Genomic DNA, 17,935 nt, shown 5'->3' with positions numbered 1-17,935 from the left:
GGACGCCACCTGCGCGATGGCGGATAAGGGCCGGATGACGACACGCCTACCCATCGAAGACGCCATTCCCGAACTGCTGGACGCCCTGCGCGCGCATGGGCGCGCGGTGCTGCAGGCCCCGCCCGGAGCAGGCAAGACCACGCGGGTCCCCCTGGCGATGTTCGAGGCGGGTCTGTGCGACGCAAAGATCGTCATGCTGGAACCCCGGCGGCTGGCGGCACGGGCCGCGGCAGAGCGGATGGCAGAGACACTGGGTGAGCGCGCAGGCCAGACGGTTGGGTATCGCGTGCGCGGCGATGCGAAAGTGTCCAAGCACACACGGATTGAAGTAGTGACCGAAGGCATCCTGACCCGGATGCTGCAATCCGACCCTGACCTGCCCGGTATCAGCTCGGTGATTTTCGACGAATTCCACGAACGCTCTCTGAACGCCGATCTGGGGCTGGCGCTGTGCCTTGAGGTTGCAGGTGCGTTGCGGGATGATCTGATACTGCTGGCCATGTCTGCCACACTGGACGCTGAGCCAGTTGGCCGGTTGATGGAGGCACCGCTGGTCACGTCACAGGGGCGTAGTTTTCCGGTCGAGACGCGCTGGCTGGATCGCCCCTTGGGGCCGCAGGTGCGGCGTCTGGATGCACTGGTTGATCTCGTGGTGCAGGCCGAGCGTGAAACGCGCGCCGCGGGTGGCGGCCTATTGGTGTTCCTACCCGGTGAAGGTGAAATCCGTCGGGCTGAAGCCGCATTGAAAGCCCGGCTACCCGAGGCATGCGCCGTGCATCCGCTTTTTGGGGCAATGCCCTTTGCCGCCCAGCGCGCTGCGATTGCCCCTGCCAAGACCGGGCGAAAAGTGGTGCTGGCAACGTCGATTGCCGAAACCTCTCTGACCATCCCCGATATCCGAGTGGTCGTTGATATGGGGCAAGCACGGCGGGCACGGTTTGATCCGGGTTCAGGCATGTCGCGGTTGATCACAGAACGCGTGACGCGGGCCGAAGCGACGCAACGCGCAGGCCGCGCGGGCCGGGTGGCCGAAGGCGTATGCTATCGGCTGTGGTCAAAAGGTGAAGAAGGCGCGCTGGCTGCCTACCCGCCTGCCGAGATCGAGGCGGCAGACCTGACTGGACTGGCGTTGGAACTGGCGCTGTGGGGCGCGGATGCCAGTGATCTGACCTTTCTGACACCACCGCCCGACGGAACTATGGCCGAGGCACGGGCTTTGCTAAGGATGCTGGACGCACTGGACGAAAAGGGGCGGATCACTGAACACGGGCGAGCCCTGGCCGCGCTGCCTCTGCATCCCCGACTTGGTCATATGCTGGTGCGCGCAGGCTCACAGGCCGCCCCATTGGCAGCCCTCATGGCCGAGCGTGACCCCTTGCGCGGCGCCCCGGTCGATATCGCGCTGCGGCAAGAAGCGCTGCGGGATGTGCGGGCATTCCAACGCAACCGCGTCTGGCAGGTGAATATCGGTGCCGTGGATCGAATCAAAACCGAGACCAAACGGCTGCGGGCGCGGGCCAAAGACGGGCCCGAGCACCTGAGCCCGGCTGCCATGGCCGCCCTCGCTTATCCCGATCGTGTCGGACAACGGCGCAAGGGGGAAGCGCCACGCTATGTGCTGTCGGGTGGCAAGGGCGTTGTTCTGGACAATGGCGACACGCTGGCGGGTGCGCCTTATTTGGTTGTGACCGATACGGATGGGAACCCACGCGAAGCAAAAGTACGCATGGCCGCGCAGATCTCGGAACAAGAGATCCGGGATTTGTTTTCCGATCAAATCGCCTGGGCTGACAGTTGCACTTGGTCGAAACGCGAACGCCGGGTTATGTCCCGACGACAGGAGCGGTTCGGAGCGATCACGCTGGATGAACGCATCTGGAAGGATGTCCCGGACGAAAACGTCGCGCGAGCGATGCTGGACGGGGTCCGCGATCTGGGGCTGCGACTGGACGGGGCTGCCGGCCGATTGGCGGCCCGGGTCGAACTGGTGCGCGCGGACGGGACCGACCTGCCCGATTTCTCGACCGACGGCCTGATGGCCGAATTGGAGGATTGGTTGCTGCCGATGCTCTCGGGTGTCAAAAGCGCCGAGGACTGGAAGCGCTTCGACCTGTTACCCGCCTTGCGCGCCCGATTGGATTGGACACAGACGCAAGAACTGGACCGGCGTGCTCCGGGATCGTTTGAAACCCCGCTGGGGCGCAAGGTTCCGATCGACTATAGCGCAACAGTGCCCGAGATTTCGGTCCGGTTACAGGAATTGTTCGGCGTATCTCGCCACCCGGTCGTCGGGGGCACGCCACTGAAGATCACCCTGCTGTCCCCGGCCCAAAGGCCGATCCAGATCACCCGCGATCTGCCCGGATTTTGGGCTGGCTCATACGCAGATGTTCGCAAGGATATGCGGGCGCAATATCCAAAACACCCCTGGCCCGAAGACCCAACGCAGGCTGATCCCACACTGAAAGCCAAACGCAGGCGTGATTGAGGTGGTCAAAACAGGATCCAATACACACGGTTTTCTTCAATTCACCGCCTGAGACGGCTCGTAATCAAAGAAACCCTGAAGATATCATTGAAATACAACAATAGCACTGTTAGGTCCGTCCAGTTCCGATGACATAACTTGGTTGAAGCGCTGCTTAATGGGTTCAACACTGCGAAAACTCTGGGAAGAGGTTGGACGACCTCTGTTCCTGCGCCCACAGCGGGTGCAGTTTGCAGCATTGTGCACCCGCATTCATGACGGTCAGGACGAAGTTCTGCTGATCACAAGCCGTGACACCAAACGTTGGATCATCCCGAAGGGTTGGCCTATCGATGGTCTGAATGGGGCGGAAACGGCCTTGCAGGAAGCTTGGGAAGAGGCCGGAGTACGCGCGAATACGGTTCACAACGATCCCGTCGGTCATTTCACTTATGACAAAATCCTCAAAGACGGTTCGGCACTGTCGGTTTTGACCAATGTCTACCGGATTCCCGTACAGGCGTTGGCCGATGATTTTCCCGAAGCCGATCAGCGTGAACGCGGCTGGTTTTCCCCAACCGAAGCAGCAACGCGCGTTCAGGAACCCGAGTTACAGGCGCTGCTGCGGCAAATGTAACGAATTCGCAACAATTTGATGGCACCCAGCTTGCCCCTGCAATGGGAAACCGTTACCTGCGGGCGATCTTCAAATTTCTGACCAAACCGATGTCTGACTCAAACCCAAAACCACGTTGGCAGGCGCTCGACAGCGACCTGCACCGAATTTCCCGCGTCGAGACCGCCAATATACACGTGTCGCGCCCCTTGTTGGCCCCGGGGATCGCGCTGGCGTTCATGGCGCTGGCGGGGTTGACTGCGGCTGTTCTGTTTGGTCAGGCCGACGGCGGCCATATCATCATCGCGGCGGCTGCTTTTGGGGCCTATATGGCGATCAACATTGGCGCCAATGACGTGGCCAACAACATGGGTCCTGCGGTTGGTGCGAATGCACTGACAATGGGCGGAGCCATTTTGATTGCCGCCATTGCCGAAAGCGCGGGCGCGTTGCTGGCTGGAGGGGATGTGGTCTCGACCATCTCCAAGGGGATTATCGATCCGGCCTCGGTGCAAAACAGCGATGTGTTCATCTGGGCCATGATGGCGGCGCTGATCTCGTCGGCAATGTGGGTCAATCTGGCGACCTGGGTCGGCGCACCGGTGTCCACCACGCACTCGGTCGTGGGTGGGGTTATGGGTGCCGGGATTGCAGCAGCGGGCCTGAGCGCGGTGAATTGGGGCACGATGAGTGCAATTGCAGCCAGCTGGGTAATTTCTCCGGTGCTAGGAGGCGTGGTTGCAGCCGGTTTTCTGGCGCTGATCAAGAACAAGATCCAGTATCAGGACGACAAGATTGCTGCGGCACGCAAGTGGGTGCCGATCCTTGTGGCGGTGATGGCGGGGGCCTTTGCCACCTATCTGTCCGTAAAAGGTCTGAAACGGATCGTGAAAATCGATCTGGAGATGGCTCTGCTGATTGGTTTAGGCACAGGGCTTCTGGCCTGGTCTGTGACCGTTCCCTGGGTTAAACGCAAATCCGAAGGGCTGGAGAACCGCACCCGGTCGCTGAAGACACTGTTTGGACTTCCACTTGTGATATCGGCCACGTTCCTGAGCTTTGCCCATGGCGCGAATGACGTCGCCAACGCGGTTGGTCCGCTGGCGGCGATTGTTCACGCGGCAGAGTTTGGTGATTTCGCCTCGAAGGTTTCAATCCCGCTTTGGGTGATGATCATCGGCGCGTTCGGAATTTCATTCGGTCTGTTCCTGTTCGGTCCCAAGCTGATCCGGATGGTGGGCAGCCAGATCACCAAGCTGAACCCGATGCGCGCCTTCTGCGTTGCCCTGTCGGCGGCGATCACCGTGATTGTGGCCAGTTGGCTGGGCCTGCCGGTCAGTTCGACCCATATTGCCGTTGGTGCGGTCTTTGGCGTCGGCTTCTATCGCGAATGGCATTCCGAGCGTCGGCGCAAGCAGACGAACCTTCAGCGCACTGCTACCCAACAACTGGCCCCCGAAGAATACCGCCGCCGCAAACTGGTGCGACGGTCGCATTTCATGACCATCGTGGCAGCATGGGTTGTGACCGTGCCTGCTGCCGCAACGATGTCAGCCATAATCTATTGGATGCTGACCGCCTTCACCTGACGGGTGCGGTCACATCCGGATCTGATCCGGGGTCAGCTTATGATCGGGCGCGTGTTTGATCAGGTCGGACACTTGAATGCAGATCGGCGTCGGCACCCCAGTTTCGCGGCCCAACCTTATGATATGGCCTTGCAGACTGTCGATTTCCGTCTGCCGTTCGGCCATCAGATCATAAGCCATCGAGGTTCGGGCATTGGGATCAATGGTCAACATCCGGGCCGCAATGCGGGTAAACAGCGGTGTCGGGAGCCGCAGGATATGCGGGGTCATCCAAACTGGCAGCGGCGTGGTTGAGGCCGCTGGATGCCCTGATGCCTTGAGAACCGAAAGTGCCTCAGCCATCTGATCAGCCATAAGGTTGCGCCAATCGCGGCTTGTCAGTTGATCCACAATCGTAAGGCCGGACAGTGCATTCAGCGCATTGTTCAGATTGATCAGCAACTTGCCCCATTGCACCGCCTCGATCTGGTCACTGGCCAAGACCGGCAGGTCAGGGCTGTCAAGACGGGCGGCCAAATCGCCGGGGCCGTTTTCGATGACAATCTCGCCCGATGTTGCCCGGTGATAGGACGCGGGGCCGTTGGGCACCACGTTAAAGGGCACCATCCCGGCACGCACATCAAGCCTTGGCAAGGCGGTGCGCAAGGTCGCAGCATTTTCGATCCCGTTCTGCCAGGACAGGACAGGAGAATTCTGCGGCGCCTCGGCGGCGATCAGATCGGCCATATCCGCCGTGGCCCCCGATTTGACGGTGACGATCACCAGTTCGGCATCTCCCAAACATGCGGGATCGTGGCAGAGGGTTAAGGAACTGGTCGGCGCGGTGTAATCGAGCCCGTCAAAGTCGGTGACCGTCAGCCCGTGTTGACGGATCGGGTCCAGCACACGGGCGCGGCCCAGCAAGGTGACGGAATGGCCCACCCGGGCCAGCAATGCGCCGCAATAACACCCAATGCTGCCCGCACCTGCAATAACGAGTTTCATAAAACCCTCTCAGAAACACCTGAAAGGATCACCGCAAATGGACCGTTACACAACCCCGCCGCTATCGAGGTCGATTGTCAACGCGCCAACCGTGGCTTGGTACGTTCAAGCTCTTCAGAAATAGGGATAAATTCCCGATCGTCACTCGGCGGCAAGTGGAACGCGCCATTGGCCCAATCGGCGCTTTTCCACTCACGCGTTGCGGTTTCGATCTTTTCTTTCGAAGAGGACACGAAGTTCCACCAGATATAGCGGTCTTCATTCAGGGTCGCGCCGCCCAGCAGCATGAGCCGCGCACCCAAGGAACCCGCCTTAACCGACAGTTTGTCACCGGGGCGGAACACCATCATGCGGCCTTCGTCAAACGTGTCGCCTGCGATCTCGACCAAACCCTGCGTGACGTAGACGCCGCGATCCTCGTGATCATCGGGCAGCGGAAAGGAGGCGCCGGGTTCAAGCTGCACGTCCAGATAGAAGGTCTCGGACAGCATGGTGACCGGACTGGTTTGGCCATAGGCCGAACCCAGGATCAATCGGGCACTGACGCCCGCGTCTTGAAGATGCGGCAGCGCGGCCTGTTTGTGATGCTCGAAATCAGGGGCCATATCCTCGTGCGCTTCGGGCAAGGCAATCCAGGTCTGGATGCCAAACAGGCTGTGTTTCTTGCCGCGCGTCTCGTCACTGGTGCGTTCGGAATGGGTTACGCCGCGGCCTGCGACCATCCAATTGACCTCACCCGGATATATCATTTGGTGGGTGCCGAGGCTGTCGCGGTGCTCGAACTCGCCCTGATAAAGATAGGTAACGGTGCCCAGTCCAATATGAGGGTGGGGGCGCACGTCGATACCGCCTTCGGTGATGAATTCGGCGGGGCCCATCTGATCGAAAAAGATGAACGGACCCACCAGTTGCCGTTTGACCGAAGGCAAGGCCCGGCGCACCTCGAACCCGCCCAGATCACGGGCGCGTGGAATAATCAATGTGTCCAACGCCGGGTTTTCCAAGAGACATTCTGGATTGTGGGTCGGATTCCAACTCATTGCATCACTCCCTACGCTGCACATGGCAAAGCTGACCATCGTTCGCTCATGCAAGAGATGGCCGCATCTTTCGGTCAATAAAGTGCACAAACGCACAGACTGGGTGCATTGCCGGTCTAATTAGCGGGGCCAGAGTCGGGGAAAAAACGGGCCATTGATCCTATCCCCCTCGCCGTAGCCAGCGGCCTCGAACTGCGCGCGCTCATCTTTGGCCCAGTCGCCACGGAATCGTATGACGCCATCTGGTGCAGTCATGCGCAGCGTGAAACGGCGCACCGTTTCCGACGGGGTGATCGAGGACAGCCCACCATGCAACGTCCGCATATCGAAAAAGATACAATCCCCAAGCTCCATATCCCATTGTAACAGGTCATAGGCGTCCGGGTCCGCGTTTACATCAGGTGGCGGGTGATAGGTTTGCCCGGCAACCTCAGTCGTTTCATAACTTGGGTGCCCATCAGCAAAGCGCACCCGCATGAAAAGCTTGTTCCACAGGTGTGATCCCTTGACGAAGGCGATACCGTTTTCCTTTGTTACCGGCTCCAACGGCAACCAAAGAACACACATGGTGCCTTCGAAATCGAAATAGGACAAATCCTGATGGAAAGGGGGACGCGAAGTTGATCCAGCTTCACGAAGAAACCAGTTGTCCATAACTAGGTTGATGGACGGTGCCCCCAACAACCCTGCGGCAAGCGGCGCACAGGGTGAGTTGTGAACGAACTCGGTAAATTGTGGGATTTTGTTCCAGGCCCAGTAATCCTCGAAATAGCCGGGGGTGTTCGGATCTTTGGTATGGCGGGTGAAATTATCGGTTGGATTATCAAGGTCGGCGTCGATGCCTGCGCGCAGCAACGACAGCCAGTCGGACGAGAATTTTGACCGAAGAACAACGGCCCCGTCACGCTGGAACGCCGCAATATCTTCGACTGAGACCTGATCAGTTCGCGTCATGGCATGACCTTTCGATTCAGACACCATGAGCGCAAGCTTCGCACCTTATAAAACGAAACGTCAAAGAGTTTCGGTCCTGTGGCCTCTGTCCGCCTCACAGAAGAGTGAGAGTAGCCCTTTCTGAATCTAGTTGTCTCGGAATCTGCCGGAAACATGCTATCTTACTTCTCGTTATCGGACCAAAAGTAGTAGCGGATTGGAGGTTTCTCGATGACTGACGCGTTGCTCTCCCGTCGCTCACTGATCACCCAAGGTGCCGCCGTTGTGGCAACCGGGACCTCGGGGCTTTTGTTGCCAGCACGCGCAAGCGGGCTTGTGCCAACGCCTTCGATGCGGGGCGGATCGAACAATTATCGCCCCGGTGCACCAATCGTGGACCAGATCGGTGGCGGTGGGTTCTGGATGACCGGCACGGTGCGGCGCGCAGGGGACGGAGCCCCCCTGCCCGGCCAGCGCATTCAAATCTGGGCACATACAACCGAGGGGCACGAGCGCGATCCGCACAGCCACGGCGCCACATTGACGAATGCGAAGGGTGAGTTCCGGCTGGAGATGCCGCAAATCGTGCCCGCCTTTGGTCAGCCGCACGGGCATCTGGCTTATGACAGTGAGGAGTTCGAGACCGTTTTCCTGCGCCCCGTGATGTCGAGCGCAAAAGACAAGACGTTAGCCGCGCATTTTGTGTTGCAGCCGCTCTGAAACGTGGTGAGGAGTATTGTTATCTGGGCGGTATTGGGTACCGCTGTTACCGTGCCAATCATCGCATCGGCCTTTAGCCCTTACCTGGCGTGGCGTGACCCGATCTACATTCTAGCCGGATTTGCGGGCATCATCGGGATGTGCCTTCTGCTAATGCAACCCTTGCTAGCCGGACGCTGGCTGCCCGGACTTTCACCGGTGACAAGCCGACACTGGCACAGATGGTGCGGCCTGGCACTGATCGCGGCCATCGTAACCCACGTCACCGGGTTGTGGATCACAAGCCCTCCGGACGTGGTGGATGCCTTGCTTTTTGTTTCAGCCACTCCTTTTTCGGCCTGGGGCGTAATCGCCATGTGGACCGGCTTTGCCGCTGCACTGATGGGGGTTTTACGTCAACGCTTGCGCCTGCGGTTTCTAGTTTGGCGTCTGGGTCACGTCACTTTGGCCATCGCAACCATTCTGGGCAGTGTTGCCCATGCATTACTCATCGAAGGTACGATGGAGATCATCACCAAGATCGCCCTGTGCGGTCTTGTGATTTTGGCGAGCGTCGGAACGCTCGCCAGATTGCGGGTTTGGGAAGTACGACGGCGTTAAACGCCAAGGCACCAGCGCATAACCGCTTTTTGCGCATGCAGGCGGTTTTCAGCCTCGTCAAAAATGACCGAGTTCGGACCGTCCATCACCTCAGAGGTTGCCTCCTCCTCGCGGTGGGCAGGCAGGCAGTGCATGAACAACGCATCCGGCTTGGCGTGGGACATAAGTTCCGTGTTGACCTGATAGGGGCGCAGCAGGTTGTGGCGGCGTTCCTTGGCAGACTGGGAATCGTGCATCGAGACCCAAGTGTCCGCGACCACCAAATCAGCCCCTTCAACGGCCTTGAATGGATCCCGCTCGACTACGATTTGAGACCCCTTCTGCCGCGCGAACCCCATGAACTCTTCTTCGGGGTCGAATTGCGCAGGGCCGGTGAATGTTAGGTCGAACCCGAACTGGCCTGCGGCGTGAAGGAAAGAGGCGCAGACATTGTTGCCATCGCCAGTCCAGACCACCTTTTTGCCCGCGATGGGGCCACGATGTTCCTCGAACGTGAGCACGTCGGCCATGATCTGACAGGGATGGGTGCGGTCGGTCAGGCCGTTGATAACCGGCACGTCTGAATACTCGGCCATTTCGGTCAGGATGGTCTCGTCAAAGGTCCGGATCATGATCATGTCGACATAGCGCGACAGGACGCGGGCGGTGTCGGCAATCGTCTCGCCATGGCCCAGTTGCATGTCCTTGCCGGACAGCACCATGGTCTGACCACCCATCTGACGGACGCCCACGTCAAAAGAAACACGGGTCCGGGTCGAGGGTTTTTCAAAGATCAGCGCGACCATGCGACCGGCCAGCGGCTGATCACTGTCGAGCGCTGCCTTGGGACGGCCCAGGCGCGCCTGTTTCATCGCGCCCGCCTGATCGATCATGGCCCGCAGGTCGGTGGCATCGGTTTTGTGGATGTCGAGGAAATGGTTCATTTTGCTTCGCTTTTGGCTGATGGCGGGTGGGGGCCAGCCCCCACACCCCCGGAGTATTTGGGAAAAGATGAAGCTCAGGCAGTTGCGAGCTGGGTTTCGATCTGTTTAGCAGCTTTGTCGAGGCGGATCATGGCTTGAGCGATGTCATCCTCGGTCAGTGTCAGCGGCGGCAACAGGCGGATCACGTTGTCGGCGGCGGGGACGGTGATAACCTCGTTGTCATAGCTTGCACTGACCACATCGACATTGGCAGGTCTGCATTTGAGACCGAGCATCAGTCCACAGCCGCGGACCTCTTCAAAGACTTCGGAATGATCGGCAACCAGACCTTCGAGTTTCTGGCGCAGAAGCCCGGCCTTTCGGTTGACACCTTCGAGGAAGGCCGGGGTTGCCACCTGATCGATCACGGCGCAGCCTACGGCGCAACCCAGCGGGTTGCCGCCATAGGTCGAGCCATGGGTGCCCGCTGTCATGCCGGATGCCGCGTCTTCGGTTGCCAGAACAGCGCCGAGAGGGAAGCCGCCACCGATACCTTTGGCCACCATCATGATGTCAGGCGTGATCCCTGCCCACTCATGCGCGAACAGCTTGCCGGTCCGGCCAACGCCGCATTGCACCTCGTCCAGGATCAGCAGCAGACCGTTTTCATCACAGATCTGACGCAGCGCTTTGAGTTCGGCATCAGGCACCGGGCGGATGCCACCTTCGCCCTGCACCGGCTCGATCAGGATGGCCGCGGTTTTGTCGTCAATCGCATTGGTGACGCCGTCCAGGTCACCAAAGGTCAGGTGCACAAAGCCGGGCAACAGAGGACCAAAGCCCTTAGTCATCTTTTCCGACCCGGCGGCAGCAATGCCTGCGGAGGAGCGGCCATGGAATGACCCGTCGAAGGTGATGATTTCAACGCGCTCAGGCTGACCTTTGTCATAGAAATACTTGCGGGCCATTTTCACGGCCAGTTCGCAGGATTCCGTGCCGGAGTTCGTGAAGAACACCGTGTCCGCAAAGGTGTGCTCGACCAGCTTGTCGGCCAGCGCCTGTTGCTGCGGGATGTTGTACAGGTTCGAAACATGCCACAGTGCGTGGGCCTGCTCGGTCAGCGCGGCCACAAGCGCGGGGTGCGCATGACCCAGCACGTTCACCGCGATCCCGGCGCCGAGATCCAGAAAACGTCGGCCATCCGCCTCGGTCAGCCAGGCGCCTTCACCCTTCACGAAAGTCAGGGGCGCACGGTTATAGGTCGGCAGAACGGACGGGATCATGGGATCATCCTTTTCAGATAGTATGAGCCTCGTGAGTGATACACGAAGGCCCTGTTCGTCAACAGATTTGGTGAGGTTTGTGCCTAATTGGAAGGCACATAAGATCAAACAGGCCGGTTACGCAAAGATGCGTCGGCGTCGGAGCAGTTGGATTTGCACGCGTTTGATCATGGCCGCCCGTATAGCGATGGTTGTGCAGGTTGGGAAGCCGCTATTTTGCAAGGGTCGCATTTTGCGCTTGCCAAAGCACCTGCAACCACGCACCGGTTGGCCATGTTTGAACCCAGACGCCATAATCCACCGCTGGCCGCTGCGCTGATCTTTGTCGCCACTGCTTTCATCGCGGCAACAACGCTGCTGGCCAAGGCATTGGGAACAGATGCTTTGGGCCCACCTTTGCACGCGATGCAAATCAGTCATGGGCGGTTTCTGTTTGCCCTGCTGGCAATCCTGTCCGTGGTTGCGATCCTGCGGCCCCGGCTGGTGCGGCCACATTGGGGGCTTCATATCGGGCGAACCAGCTTTGGCTGGGCCGGTGTGACTTTGATGTTTGCCTCGGTGGCCTTCATTCCGATGGCGGATGCGACAGCTATTTCCTTTCTGAATCCCGTCTTTGGCATGGTTCTTGCAATTCCGCTGTTGGGGGAGCGGGTAGGCCCGTGGCGCTGGCTGGCCGCAGCCGTTGCCCTGATCGGTGCGCTGATCTTGCTGCGCCCAACGCCTGCCAGCTTTCAGCCTGCTGCCCTTTTGGCGCTGTCAGCCGCTGCGCTGATCGGGATGGAGCTGATCTTTATCAAGAAGCTATCGGGCCGCGAGCCGCCGATCCAGATTCTGTTGATCAACAACTCGATGGGGTTGGTGATCGCCACCATTGCGGTCAGTTTTGTCTTTCAGATGCCAACCCCGCAGCAATGGGTTGCATTGGTGGGGATCGGCGTCCTGATGGCTTGTGCGCAGGCGTGTTTCGTCAACGGCATGGCGCGGGCGGATGCGTCTTTTGTGGCCCCGATCAGCTATGCAACACTGATCTTTGCCGCCCTTTACGACTTTGCGGTGTTCGATGTGATCCCCGACTGGATCAGCCTGATCGGGTCGATCACCATTCTGGCCGGCGGGCTGATTCTGGTTTGGCGAGAAGCGGTACAGCGGCAAGGGTAACAGGCAAAACACAGAGCCGACAAACTGTCAGCAAAGATAGTTTGGCTTGCTTCAAGCTTTCAACCTGTACCCGGTGCGCAACATCTGCCAGGTGATGAGCCCGACCACCAATGTCGCAAACGCGCAGACCGCCATGCCCAGCCACGGAGAACTATCCGACACCCCGATTATTCCGTAACGCAAACCGTCGATCAGATAGAAGACCGGATTCAGATGGGTCAGACGGTTTAGGACCGGGGGCAGCGCGTCGACCGAGTAAAATGTGCCCGACAGGAAGGCCAACGGCGTCACAACGAAGTTGGTGATCGCCGCCATTTGGTCGAACTTGTTTGCAAAGATACCGGCAAACAATCCCAGCGCACCCATGAATGCGCCTCCAAGTACCACAAAGATCAGCGCGACCAACGGATGCTGAGGGGCGATAGAAAGCAGAACCAACAACGCGATTGAGATCACCAGTGCAATCATCACACCACGGGCGATGCCCCCCGCGAGATAGCCCAAAAGAATCTCAAGCGGTGATAGTGGCGGCATCAAAGTATCAACGATATTGCCTTGTACTTTGGCGATCACCATTGAAGATGAGGTATTGGCAAAGGCGTTCTGGATCACCGTCATCATCATGATCCCCGGGGCCAGAAACATCACAAATGGGACGCCCATGACATCAGGTCGACTGGGTCCGATGGCGATGGTAAAGATCAGCAGGAACAACCCTGCCGTCACCAGCGGCGCCAGTACGGTCTGGGTCCAGACCGCCAGAAAGCGCAGGGTCTCGCGCTGTGCCAGCGTGTAAAGTCCCATCCAGTTGACTGCTCCGAAGCGGCGCGCGGTCTGATCTGCGGGATTCTGCATGTTTTGCCCTCAACCTGATTCGAAGACAGCTTGTAACTCGGGCTGCAGTGTTTAGAATAGGGGCTGAGACGAATTTCCAAGGCGGCCCGAATCCGGGGCCGCTTTCCGCTTTTGAAAGGCTAACGATGTCCTGGACAGACGAGCGTGTAGAACTGCTGAAGAAGATGTGGGGCGAAGGCCAGTCGGCCAGCCAGATTGCCAAGGAACTGGGTGGCGTGACCCGCAACGCGGTGATCGGCAAGGTGCATCGCCTGGGCCTGTCCAACCGGGCAACAGGCGCATCCCCGGCCAAGGCGGAACCGAAAGAAAAACCGGCACCCGCCCCCAAGGCTGAGGCCAAGCCCAAACCCACGCCCAAGACCGAACCGGCGCGCCCGGCCCCTGCCCCGACCGCCGAGGCAAAACCCGCCGTTCCGGCCCGCCGCCAGATCATCCCCGCCGGTCAACCGCTGCCGCCGCAGCCTTCGGCCAATGAAATCAGCCCCGAAGCGCTGGCCAAGGTCAACGAGATCGAGAAGAAGGCCAAGAAGCTGACCCTGATGGAGCTGACCGAGAAAACCTGCAAATGGCCCGTGGGCGACCCCGCGACCGAAGATTTCTGGTTCTGTGGCCTGCCGGTTGAAGCAGGCAAACCCTATTGCGAGGCCCATGTGGGCGTGGCCTTCCAGCCCATGAGCTCGCGCCGCGACCGACGTCGGTAAAGCTCATGCGCCAGGATCCGACAGCGATAGAGGATACCTGGCTAGCCCGGGCAAAACGCCTGTTGGCGCTGGCCGAAACCGGCCAGCATTTCACCAAGGATCCGTTTGACCGCGAACGCTATGACGAGATCGCAACCATGGCTCGTGCCATTCTGGCAGATCTGGGTCAGGTTCCAATTTCGCGGATCGAAGGACTGGTTTCGGAACATGCGGGCGGCTATGCCACGCCCAGTATCGATATTCGCGCCGCAGTGATCCGGAACGGTCGCATCCTTTTGGTGCGCGAGCGCAGTGACGGGCGCTGGTCGATGCCCGGCGGGTTCGCGGATATCGGCAGCTCTCCGGCGGAAAACATCGAACGTGAGGTCTGGGAAGAGGCCGGTCTTCGGGTTCGGGCCCGACGCTTGTATGCTTTGCGCCACAAGGCGCGGCACCCCTACCCGGCAGATGCGCGGGACTTCTATAAACTGTTCTTTTTGTGTGACGAAATCAGCGATAGCGATCCACAGGCTGGCGTCGAAACCAGCGAGGTGGCCTTTTTCCAAAAGAATGCGCTGCCAGAGTTGTCACTGGTGCGAAACCTCAGGCGGGATGTATTGGAAGCGTTTGAAGCGTTTTCCCTCGATCCCGGCGCAACGTCATTCGACTAACCTTACTGCGCCGGATGCGACGGCAGATTCGGCATCGCGACCCAACCGGGCAGCTCGTCCGGCGATACCGAGACATGTAGGCGCTCTGACTGATCTCGCCCGACTTTGCGGTGTTTGCGCAGAAGGAAAATCTTGCCCCAGCCGCGCCACGTTCCAACCGACCGTGCTTGAGTATCTATGGGAAAGCGGTCGCGCCAGCCCTCAGGCAACGGCAATCCGTGCATCTCCGCCTTATCCAGCATCCAGATCAGGGAAATGTTGCTGAGCGGTCGCGCCTCTTCAAAGCCGTTCAACTGCCCGCCGATGTCACCGTGGGTGCCCCGAAACCAGACCTGTTCCACATGACCTTTGAACTCGGGCGTGCATTTCCACAGCACCGGGTCGAACACCTCACGCGTCTCGTCCAATGCCATGGCGTGATAGCCGTGGCGGGTCGAAGGGCCCAGTTGATGGCTGTGAAAGGCGTGGCGTTCCTCGGCCCAGCGCCAGAGCAGCGGCAGCCGCAGGCCCAACGCCTTGACAGTGTCCCAGACGCCGATCATCTCGATCTCAACCCCTTCATGGCAGAACTTCCGTCGGAAATCGCGCGCGGCGGTGCCGCTGGGATTGCATTCATAGTGGCGATAGGCTTGTTGAATGTTGCGCTCGGTCGCGTGTTCGGCCTTGAGCAGACCGATCATATCGATCACCCCTGCCAGACTGCGCACGCCGTAAGCCCCGCGTGAGTAGCCGATGAAATAGATCCGGTCCCCAGGCTTGTAGCGTGAGGCCAGATAGCCATAGGCACGACGAATTTGGCGGTTGATACCCCGGCCCATCATCACATCCAGCGAGGATTTCCAGTTTTCCCACTGCACGCCCGCTTCATAAAACACCGAAACTTTGCTGCCCATCTCGCAACACAGGCGCAAGGTTTGCCCGGCATGTGTCTCGAACCCCGGTTCGAGCGTCGACATTGTGCCGTCCAGGATGATGACATGGCTGAGCGGTTCGCGGTGCCGCGTCTCGGCGGAATGCTCGGACCGCAAGGGCCGTCCAAGCCATCCCAGAACCTTTCTACTCAGCCGCGACAGTTTCATGCGTCAGCAATTCCCATACTCTTTGAGGTGTGAAAGGCATATCCGCCTGTCGCACCCCATGATCCCAGAGCGCATCCTGAACCGCGTTTGCCACTGCAGCCAGCGCGCCCACTGTGCCGGCTTCGCCGCACCCTTTCATCCCCATCGGGTTTGAGGTTGACGGAACCGGCGCCGAGGTAAACTCAATCATGGGTATGTCCGCTGCACGGGGCAAGGCGTAATCCATAAACGAAGCCGTGAGCAGTTGCCCATGTGCATCGTGCACAACATGTTCGCTCAGGGCTTGTCCGATACCTTGAACCACCCCGCCATGCACTTGCCCTTCGGCAAGCATTGGATTGATAAGATTACCAAAATCGTCAACGACTGTATAACAGTCAACCCATGTCTCTCCGGTGTAAGAATCGATCACGACTTCGGCAACATGCGCGCCGTTCGGATAGCTGCGCGCATCCAGGTTGGCGCGGGCCTCATGTTGCAGCAGATCCAAACGCCCGTCGGCGCGGGCCATTTCAGCGGCTTCGGTCAGCGTCGGCGTCAGGTTGGACCCCGGCACGCGGAATGTCTCGTGGTCAAAACTCACATCACTTTCCTCGACCCCTATCTTATCGGCAAGATAAGGCGTGAATGCGGCGATTATCTTGTCAACGGTGGCGAGCGTGGCGGCGCTTTGCACCGTAACCGAACGCGACCCACCGGTGCCGCCACCATGGCCGAGCCGGTCAGTATCGCCTTGAATGACAGTGATCTGGTTCATGGGAATTCCGGTCTGGTCGGACAGGAATTGGGCATAAACCGTCTCATGCCCCTGCCCGTTCGATTGTGTTCCGACGTACAGGTTCACGGTGCCATCCTCGCAAAACTCGACCTTCGAGTTTTCGGAAGGGTCCCCTAAAATGCTTTCGATATAGTAACAGAGGCCCTGCCCGCGTATCAGCCCCCGTTCGGCATCCGCAGCCTTGCGCGTTTCAAACCCGATGGTCTGGTCAGCCGCGCGGTTGAGGACCATGTCGAAGTCACCAACATCATAGGTTTCACCCGTGGAGGAGGTGTAAGGGAAATCGCCGGGGCGGATAAAATTCTTGCGCCGCAATTCCCACGGATCAACACCCAGTTCGCGCGCCGCGCGATCCATCACGCGTTCCAGAACATAGATCGCCTCGGGCCGCCCAGCCCCACGATAGGCATCGACCTGCGTTGTGTTGGTATAAAAACCCTCGGCCCGCAGATAGGTGGTTTGCACGTCATACACGCCCATCAGCACCTTGCTGAACAGGCTTGTCTGAATCGCCTGCCCAAAATGGCTGTTATAGGCGCCAAGGTTCACCTTGCTGTGGACCCGGTAGGCGGTGATCCTGTGATCGGCGTCAAAGGCCAGTTCGGCCAGCGACGTCAGATCGCGACCATGGTGATCGGACAGCATCGCCTCGGACCGGTCTGACATCCAGTGAACCGGTTGGCCCAGCTTCATCGCGGCGACGGCAACGCAATAGTATTCTGGATAGGGCATCACTTTCATGCCAAACCCGCCACCCACATCCGGGGTGGTGACGCGGATATCTTCCGCATCGAGCTTCATTTTTTGCGCCAGTTGCGCCTTCATCGCCCAGACGCCTTGCCCGCCATACGAAAAATGCAGACGCCCGTCAGACCAGTCGGCCTGACAGCCGCGTGGTTCCAGCGAGCTGATGATGACCCGGTTGTCCTGCACGTTCAGCGAAACCGTATGGGCGGCGGACAGAAAGGCAGCCTCGGTGGCGGCTTCATCCCCCAGACCCCAGTCAAAAGCACGGTTATCGGGCGCTTCCGCGTGCAATGTCTCACCTCCCGCCTCCACGTCCAGCTTTGCAGGGCGCTCTTCCGTGTCCATCCAGATCAACTCAACCGCGTCCAGCGCCTGTACAGGTGTGTCCGCGATGACCACCGCCACCGGTTCACCCACAAACCGCACACGGTCCTTGGCCAGCATGTGCCGATCCGGGGCCGCCGCCTTGGATCCATCGCGATTCTGCAGAACGGCGGCACTCAGCACGGTATCGATCCCCGTTGCCGCCAGATCATCCAGTGTCATGACCAGTCGCACACCGTCAGCCGCCCGTGCGGCCTCAAGATCCAACGCTGTGAGGTCCCCATGGGCCACCGGGCTGCGGAAGAAGGCAGCAAACAGAGCGTTCGAGGGCACCACATCATCCATGTAACGCCCCTGCCCGGTCAAAAACCGTTGATCTTCGGTCCGTTTGACCGGCTGGCTTTTACCGAACTTTTCCATGGGATGCTCCTGTCGTTGCCTCGAAGGCGACACTAGCCCTACGCCCAATTATGTCCAGCGCCCTAACCATTGGCGTGTGCGACAACTGT

The 17,935-nt window shown here is 59.4% G+C and carries 16 protein-coding genes; 8 read left to right on the top strand and 8 right to left on the bottom strand.

Annotated features, from left to right (window positions below):
• Positions 1-34: 34 nt before the first annotated feature.
• The 3 genes from hrpB to ALB80_RS06600 all read left to right on the top strand — a co-directional run bounded on the left by hrpB (position 35) and on the right by ALB80_RS06600 (position 4,672).
• Positions 35-2,488 (top strand): ATP-dependent helicase HrpB, encoded by a 2,454-nt coding sequence (gene hrpB / locus ALB80_RS06610; RefSeq protein ID WP_050603370.1) that lies wholly within the window; start codon positions 35-37, stop codon positions 2,486-2,488.
• Between the two features lie 157 nt (positions 2,489-2,645).
• Complete coding sequence (locus ALB80_RS06605; RefSeq protein WP_050603238.1) at positions 2,646-3,104, top strand: NUDIX hydrolase; 459 nt, start codon at positions 2,646-2,648, stop codon at positions 3,102-3,104.
• Positions 3,105-3,193: 89 nt separating this feature from the next.
• Entirely contained in the window at positions 3,194-4,672 is a 1,479-nt protein-coding gene (locus tag ALB80_RS06600; RefSeq protein WP_050603369.1) for an inorganic phosphate transporter, read from the top strand.
• Between the two features lie 9 nt (positions 4,673-4,681).
• On the opposite strand, the gene ALB80_RS06595 is transcribed toward ALB80_RS06600, so the two are convergent.
• The 3 genes from ALB80_RS06595 to ALB80_RS06585 all read right to left on the bottom strand — a co-directional run bounded on the left by ALB80_RS06595 (position 4,682) and on the right by ALB80_RS06585 (position 7,650).
• Entirely contained in the window at positions 4,682-5,656 is a 975-nt protein-coding gene (locus ALB80_RS06595; RefSeq protein WP_050603237.1) for a 2-dehydropantoate 2-reductase, read from the bottom strand.
• Between the two features lie 77 nt (positions 5,657-5,733).
• Positions 5,734-6,696 carry a pirin family protein gene (locus tag ALB80_RS06590; protein ID WP_050603236.1) on the bottom strand — a complete coding sequence of 321 codons (963 nt, stop codon included), beginning with the start codon at positions 6,694-6,696 and terminating at the stop codon, positions 5,734-5,736.
• Between the two features lie 120 nt (positions 6,697-6,816).
• Positions 6,817-7,650, bottom strand: coding sequence for a phytanoyl-CoA dioxygenase family protein (locus ALB80_RS06585; protein ID WP_050603368.1), 834 nt, complete (start codon positions 7,648-7,650; stop codon positions 6,817-6,819).
• A 210-nt stretch (positions 7,651-7,860) separates the two neighbouring features.
• Here ALB80_RS06585 and ALB80_RS06580 point away from each other — a divergent pair, with 210 nt between their 5' ends.
• Together ALB80_RS06580 and ALB80_RS06575 are read left to right on the top strand one after the other, a co-directional pair.
• A complete protein-coding gene (locus ALB80_RS06580; protein ID WP_050603235.1) occupies positions 7,861-8,349 on the top strand; it encodes a twin-arginine translocation pathway signal in 489 nt (162 codons plus the stop codon).
• Between the two features lie 6 nt (positions 8,350-8,355).
• Positions 8,356-8,949: a ferric reductase-like transmembrane domain-containing protein gene (locus ALB80_RS06575; RefSeq protein WP_157054151.1), complete on the top strand. Its 594-nt coding sequence runs from the start codon at positions 8,356-8,358 to the stop codon at positions 8,947-8,949.
• Here the strand turns inward: ALB80_RS06575 and argF are convergent.
• Together argF and ALB80_RS06565 are read right to left on the bottom strand one after the other, a co-directional pair.
• Positions 8,946-9,872, bottom strand: a complete 927-nt coding sequence (gene argF / locus ALB80_RS06570) for an ornithine carbamoyltransferase (RefSeq protein ID WP_050603233.1) — start codon at positions 9,870-9,872, stop codon at positions 8,946-8,948. The genes ALB80_RS06575 and argF overlap by 4 nt on opposite strands.
• A gap of 74 nt (positions 9,873-9,946) precedes the next feature.
• Positions 9,947-11,134 (bottom strand): aspartate aminotransferase family protein, encoded by a 1,188-nt coding sequence (locus ALB80_RS06565; protein ID WP_050603232.1) that lies wholly within the window; start codon positions 11,132-11,134, stop codon positions 9,947-9,949.
• A gap of 273 nt (positions 11,135-11,407) precedes the next feature.
• Here ALB80_RS06565 and ALB80_RS06560 point away from each other — a divergent pair, with 273 nt between their 5' ends.
• Complete coding sequence (locus tag ALB80_RS06560; protein WP_050603367.1) at positions 11,408-12,292, top strand: DMT family transporter; 885 nt, start codon at positions 11,408-11,410, stop codon at positions 12,290-12,292.
• A 51-nt stretch (positions 12,293-12,343) separates the two neighbouring features.
• Here ALB80_RS06560 and ALB80_RS06555 read toward each other — a convergent pair whose 3' ends face one another.
• On the bottom strand, positions 12,344-13,147 hold the full coding sequence (locus tag ALB80_RS06555; protein WP_050603231.1) for an ABC transporter permease: 804 nt from the start codon (positions 13,145-13,147) through the stop codon (positions 12,344-12,346).
• Between the two features lie 125 nt (positions 13,148-13,272).
• Here ALB80_RS06555 and ALB80_RS06550 point away from each other — a divergent pair, with 125 nt between their 5' ends.
• Positions 13,273-13,848, top strand: coding sequence for a GcrA family cell cycle regulator (locus ALB80_RS06550; protein WP_050603230.1), 576 nt, complete (start codon positions 13,273-13,275; stop codon positions 13,846-13,848).
• 5 nt (positions 13,849-13,853) lie between these two features.
• Positions 13,854-14,498, top strand: a complete 645-nt coding sequence (locus ALB80_RS06545) for an NUDIX hydrolase (RefSeq protein ID WP_216597663.1) — start codon at positions 13,854-13,856, stop codon at positions 14,496-14,498.
• A gap of 2 nt (positions 14,499-14,500) precedes the next feature.
• Here ALB80_RS06545 and ALB80_RS06540 read toward each other — a convergent pair whose 3' ends face one another.
• Together ALB80_RS06540 and ALB80_RS06535 are read right to left on the bottom strand one after the other, a co-directional pair.
• Positions 14,501-15,577, bottom strand: a complete 1,077-nt coding sequence (locus ALB80_RS06540) for a DUF2235 domain-containing protein (protein ID WP_050603229.1) — start codon at positions 15,575-15,577, stop codon at positions 14,501-14,503.
• Positions 15,555-17,846 (bottom strand): xanthine dehydrogenase family protein molybdopterin-binding subunit, encoded by a 2,292-nt coding sequence (locus ALB80_RS06535; protein ID WP_050603228.1) that lies wholly within the window; start codon positions 17,844-17,846, stop codon positions 15,555-15,557. Before ALB80_RS06535 ends, ALB80_RS06540 begins: the two co-directional genes overlap by 23 nt.
• Between the last annotated feature and the right edge of the window lie 89 nt (positions 17,847-17,935).

The organism is Ruegeria sp. 6PALISEP08, assembly GCF_001238295.1.
Taxonomy (GTDB): domain Bacteria; phylum Pseudomonadota; class Alphaproteobacteria; order Rhodobacterales; family Rhodobacteraceae; genus Ruegeria.
Note: the sequence above shows the minus strand (reverse complement) of the source record. Positions and strands in the feature narration are given on the sequence as shown.

Coding starts and splice junctions, on each gene's coding strand:
- hrpB (WP_050603370.1), top strand. CDS start 35: ATGACGACACGCCTACCCATCGAAGACGCCATTCCCGAACTGCTGGAC.
- ALB80_RS06605 (WP_050603238.1), top strand. CDS start 2,646: ATGGGTTCAACACTGCGAAAACTCTGGGAAGAGGTTGGACGACCTCTG.
- ALB80_RS06600 (WP_050603369.1), top strand. CDS start 3,194: ATGTCTGACTCAAACCCAAAACCACGTTGGCAGGCGCTCGACAGCGAC.
- ALB80_RS06595 (WP_050603237.1), bottom strand. CDS start 5,656: ATGAAACTCGTTATTGCAGGTGCGGGCAGCATTGGGTGTTATTGCGGC.
- ALB80_RS06590 (WP_050603236.1), bottom strand. CDS start 6,696: ATGAGTTGGAATCCGACCCACAATCCAGAATGTCTCTTGGAAAACCCG.
- ALB80_RS06585 (WP_050603368.1), bottom strand. CDS start 7,650: ATGACGCGAACTGATCAGGTCTCAGTCGAAGATATTGCGGCGTTCCAG.
- ALB80_RS06580 (WP_050603235.1), top strand. CDS start 7,861: ATGACTGACGCGTTGCTCTCCCGTCGCTCACTGATCACCCAAGGTGCC.
- argF (WP_050603233.1), bottom strand. CDS start 9,872: ATGAACCATTTCCTCGACATCCACAAAACCGATGCCACCGACCTGCGG.
- ALB80_RS06565 (WP_050603232.1), bottom strand. CDS start 11,134: ATGATCCCGTCCGTTCTGCCGACCTATAACCGTGCGCCCCTGACTTTC.
- ALB80_RS06560 (WP_050603367.1), top strand. CDS start 11,408: ATGTTTGAACCCAGACGCCATAATCCACCGCTGGCCGCTGCGCTGATC.
- ALB80_RS06555 (WP_050603231.1), bottom strand. CDS start 13,147: ATGCAGAATCCCGCAGATCAGACCGCGCGCCGCTTCGGAGCAGTCAAC.
- ALB80_RS06550 (WP_050603230.1), top strand. CDS start 13,273: ATGTCCTGGACAGACGAGCGTGTAGAACTGCTGAAGAAGATGTGGGGC.
- ALB80_RS06545 (WP_216597663.1), top strand. CDS start 13,854: ATGCGCCAGGATCCGACAGCGATAGAGGATACCTGGCTAGCCCGGGCA.
- ALB80_RS06540 (WP_050603229.1), bottom strand. CDS start 15,577: ATGAAACTGTCGCGGCTGAGTAGAAAGGTTCTGGGATGGCTTGGACGG.
- ALB80_RS06535 (WP_050603228.1), bottom strand. CDS start 17,846: ATGGAAAAGTTCGGTAAAAGCCAGCCGGTCAAACGGACCGAAGATCAA.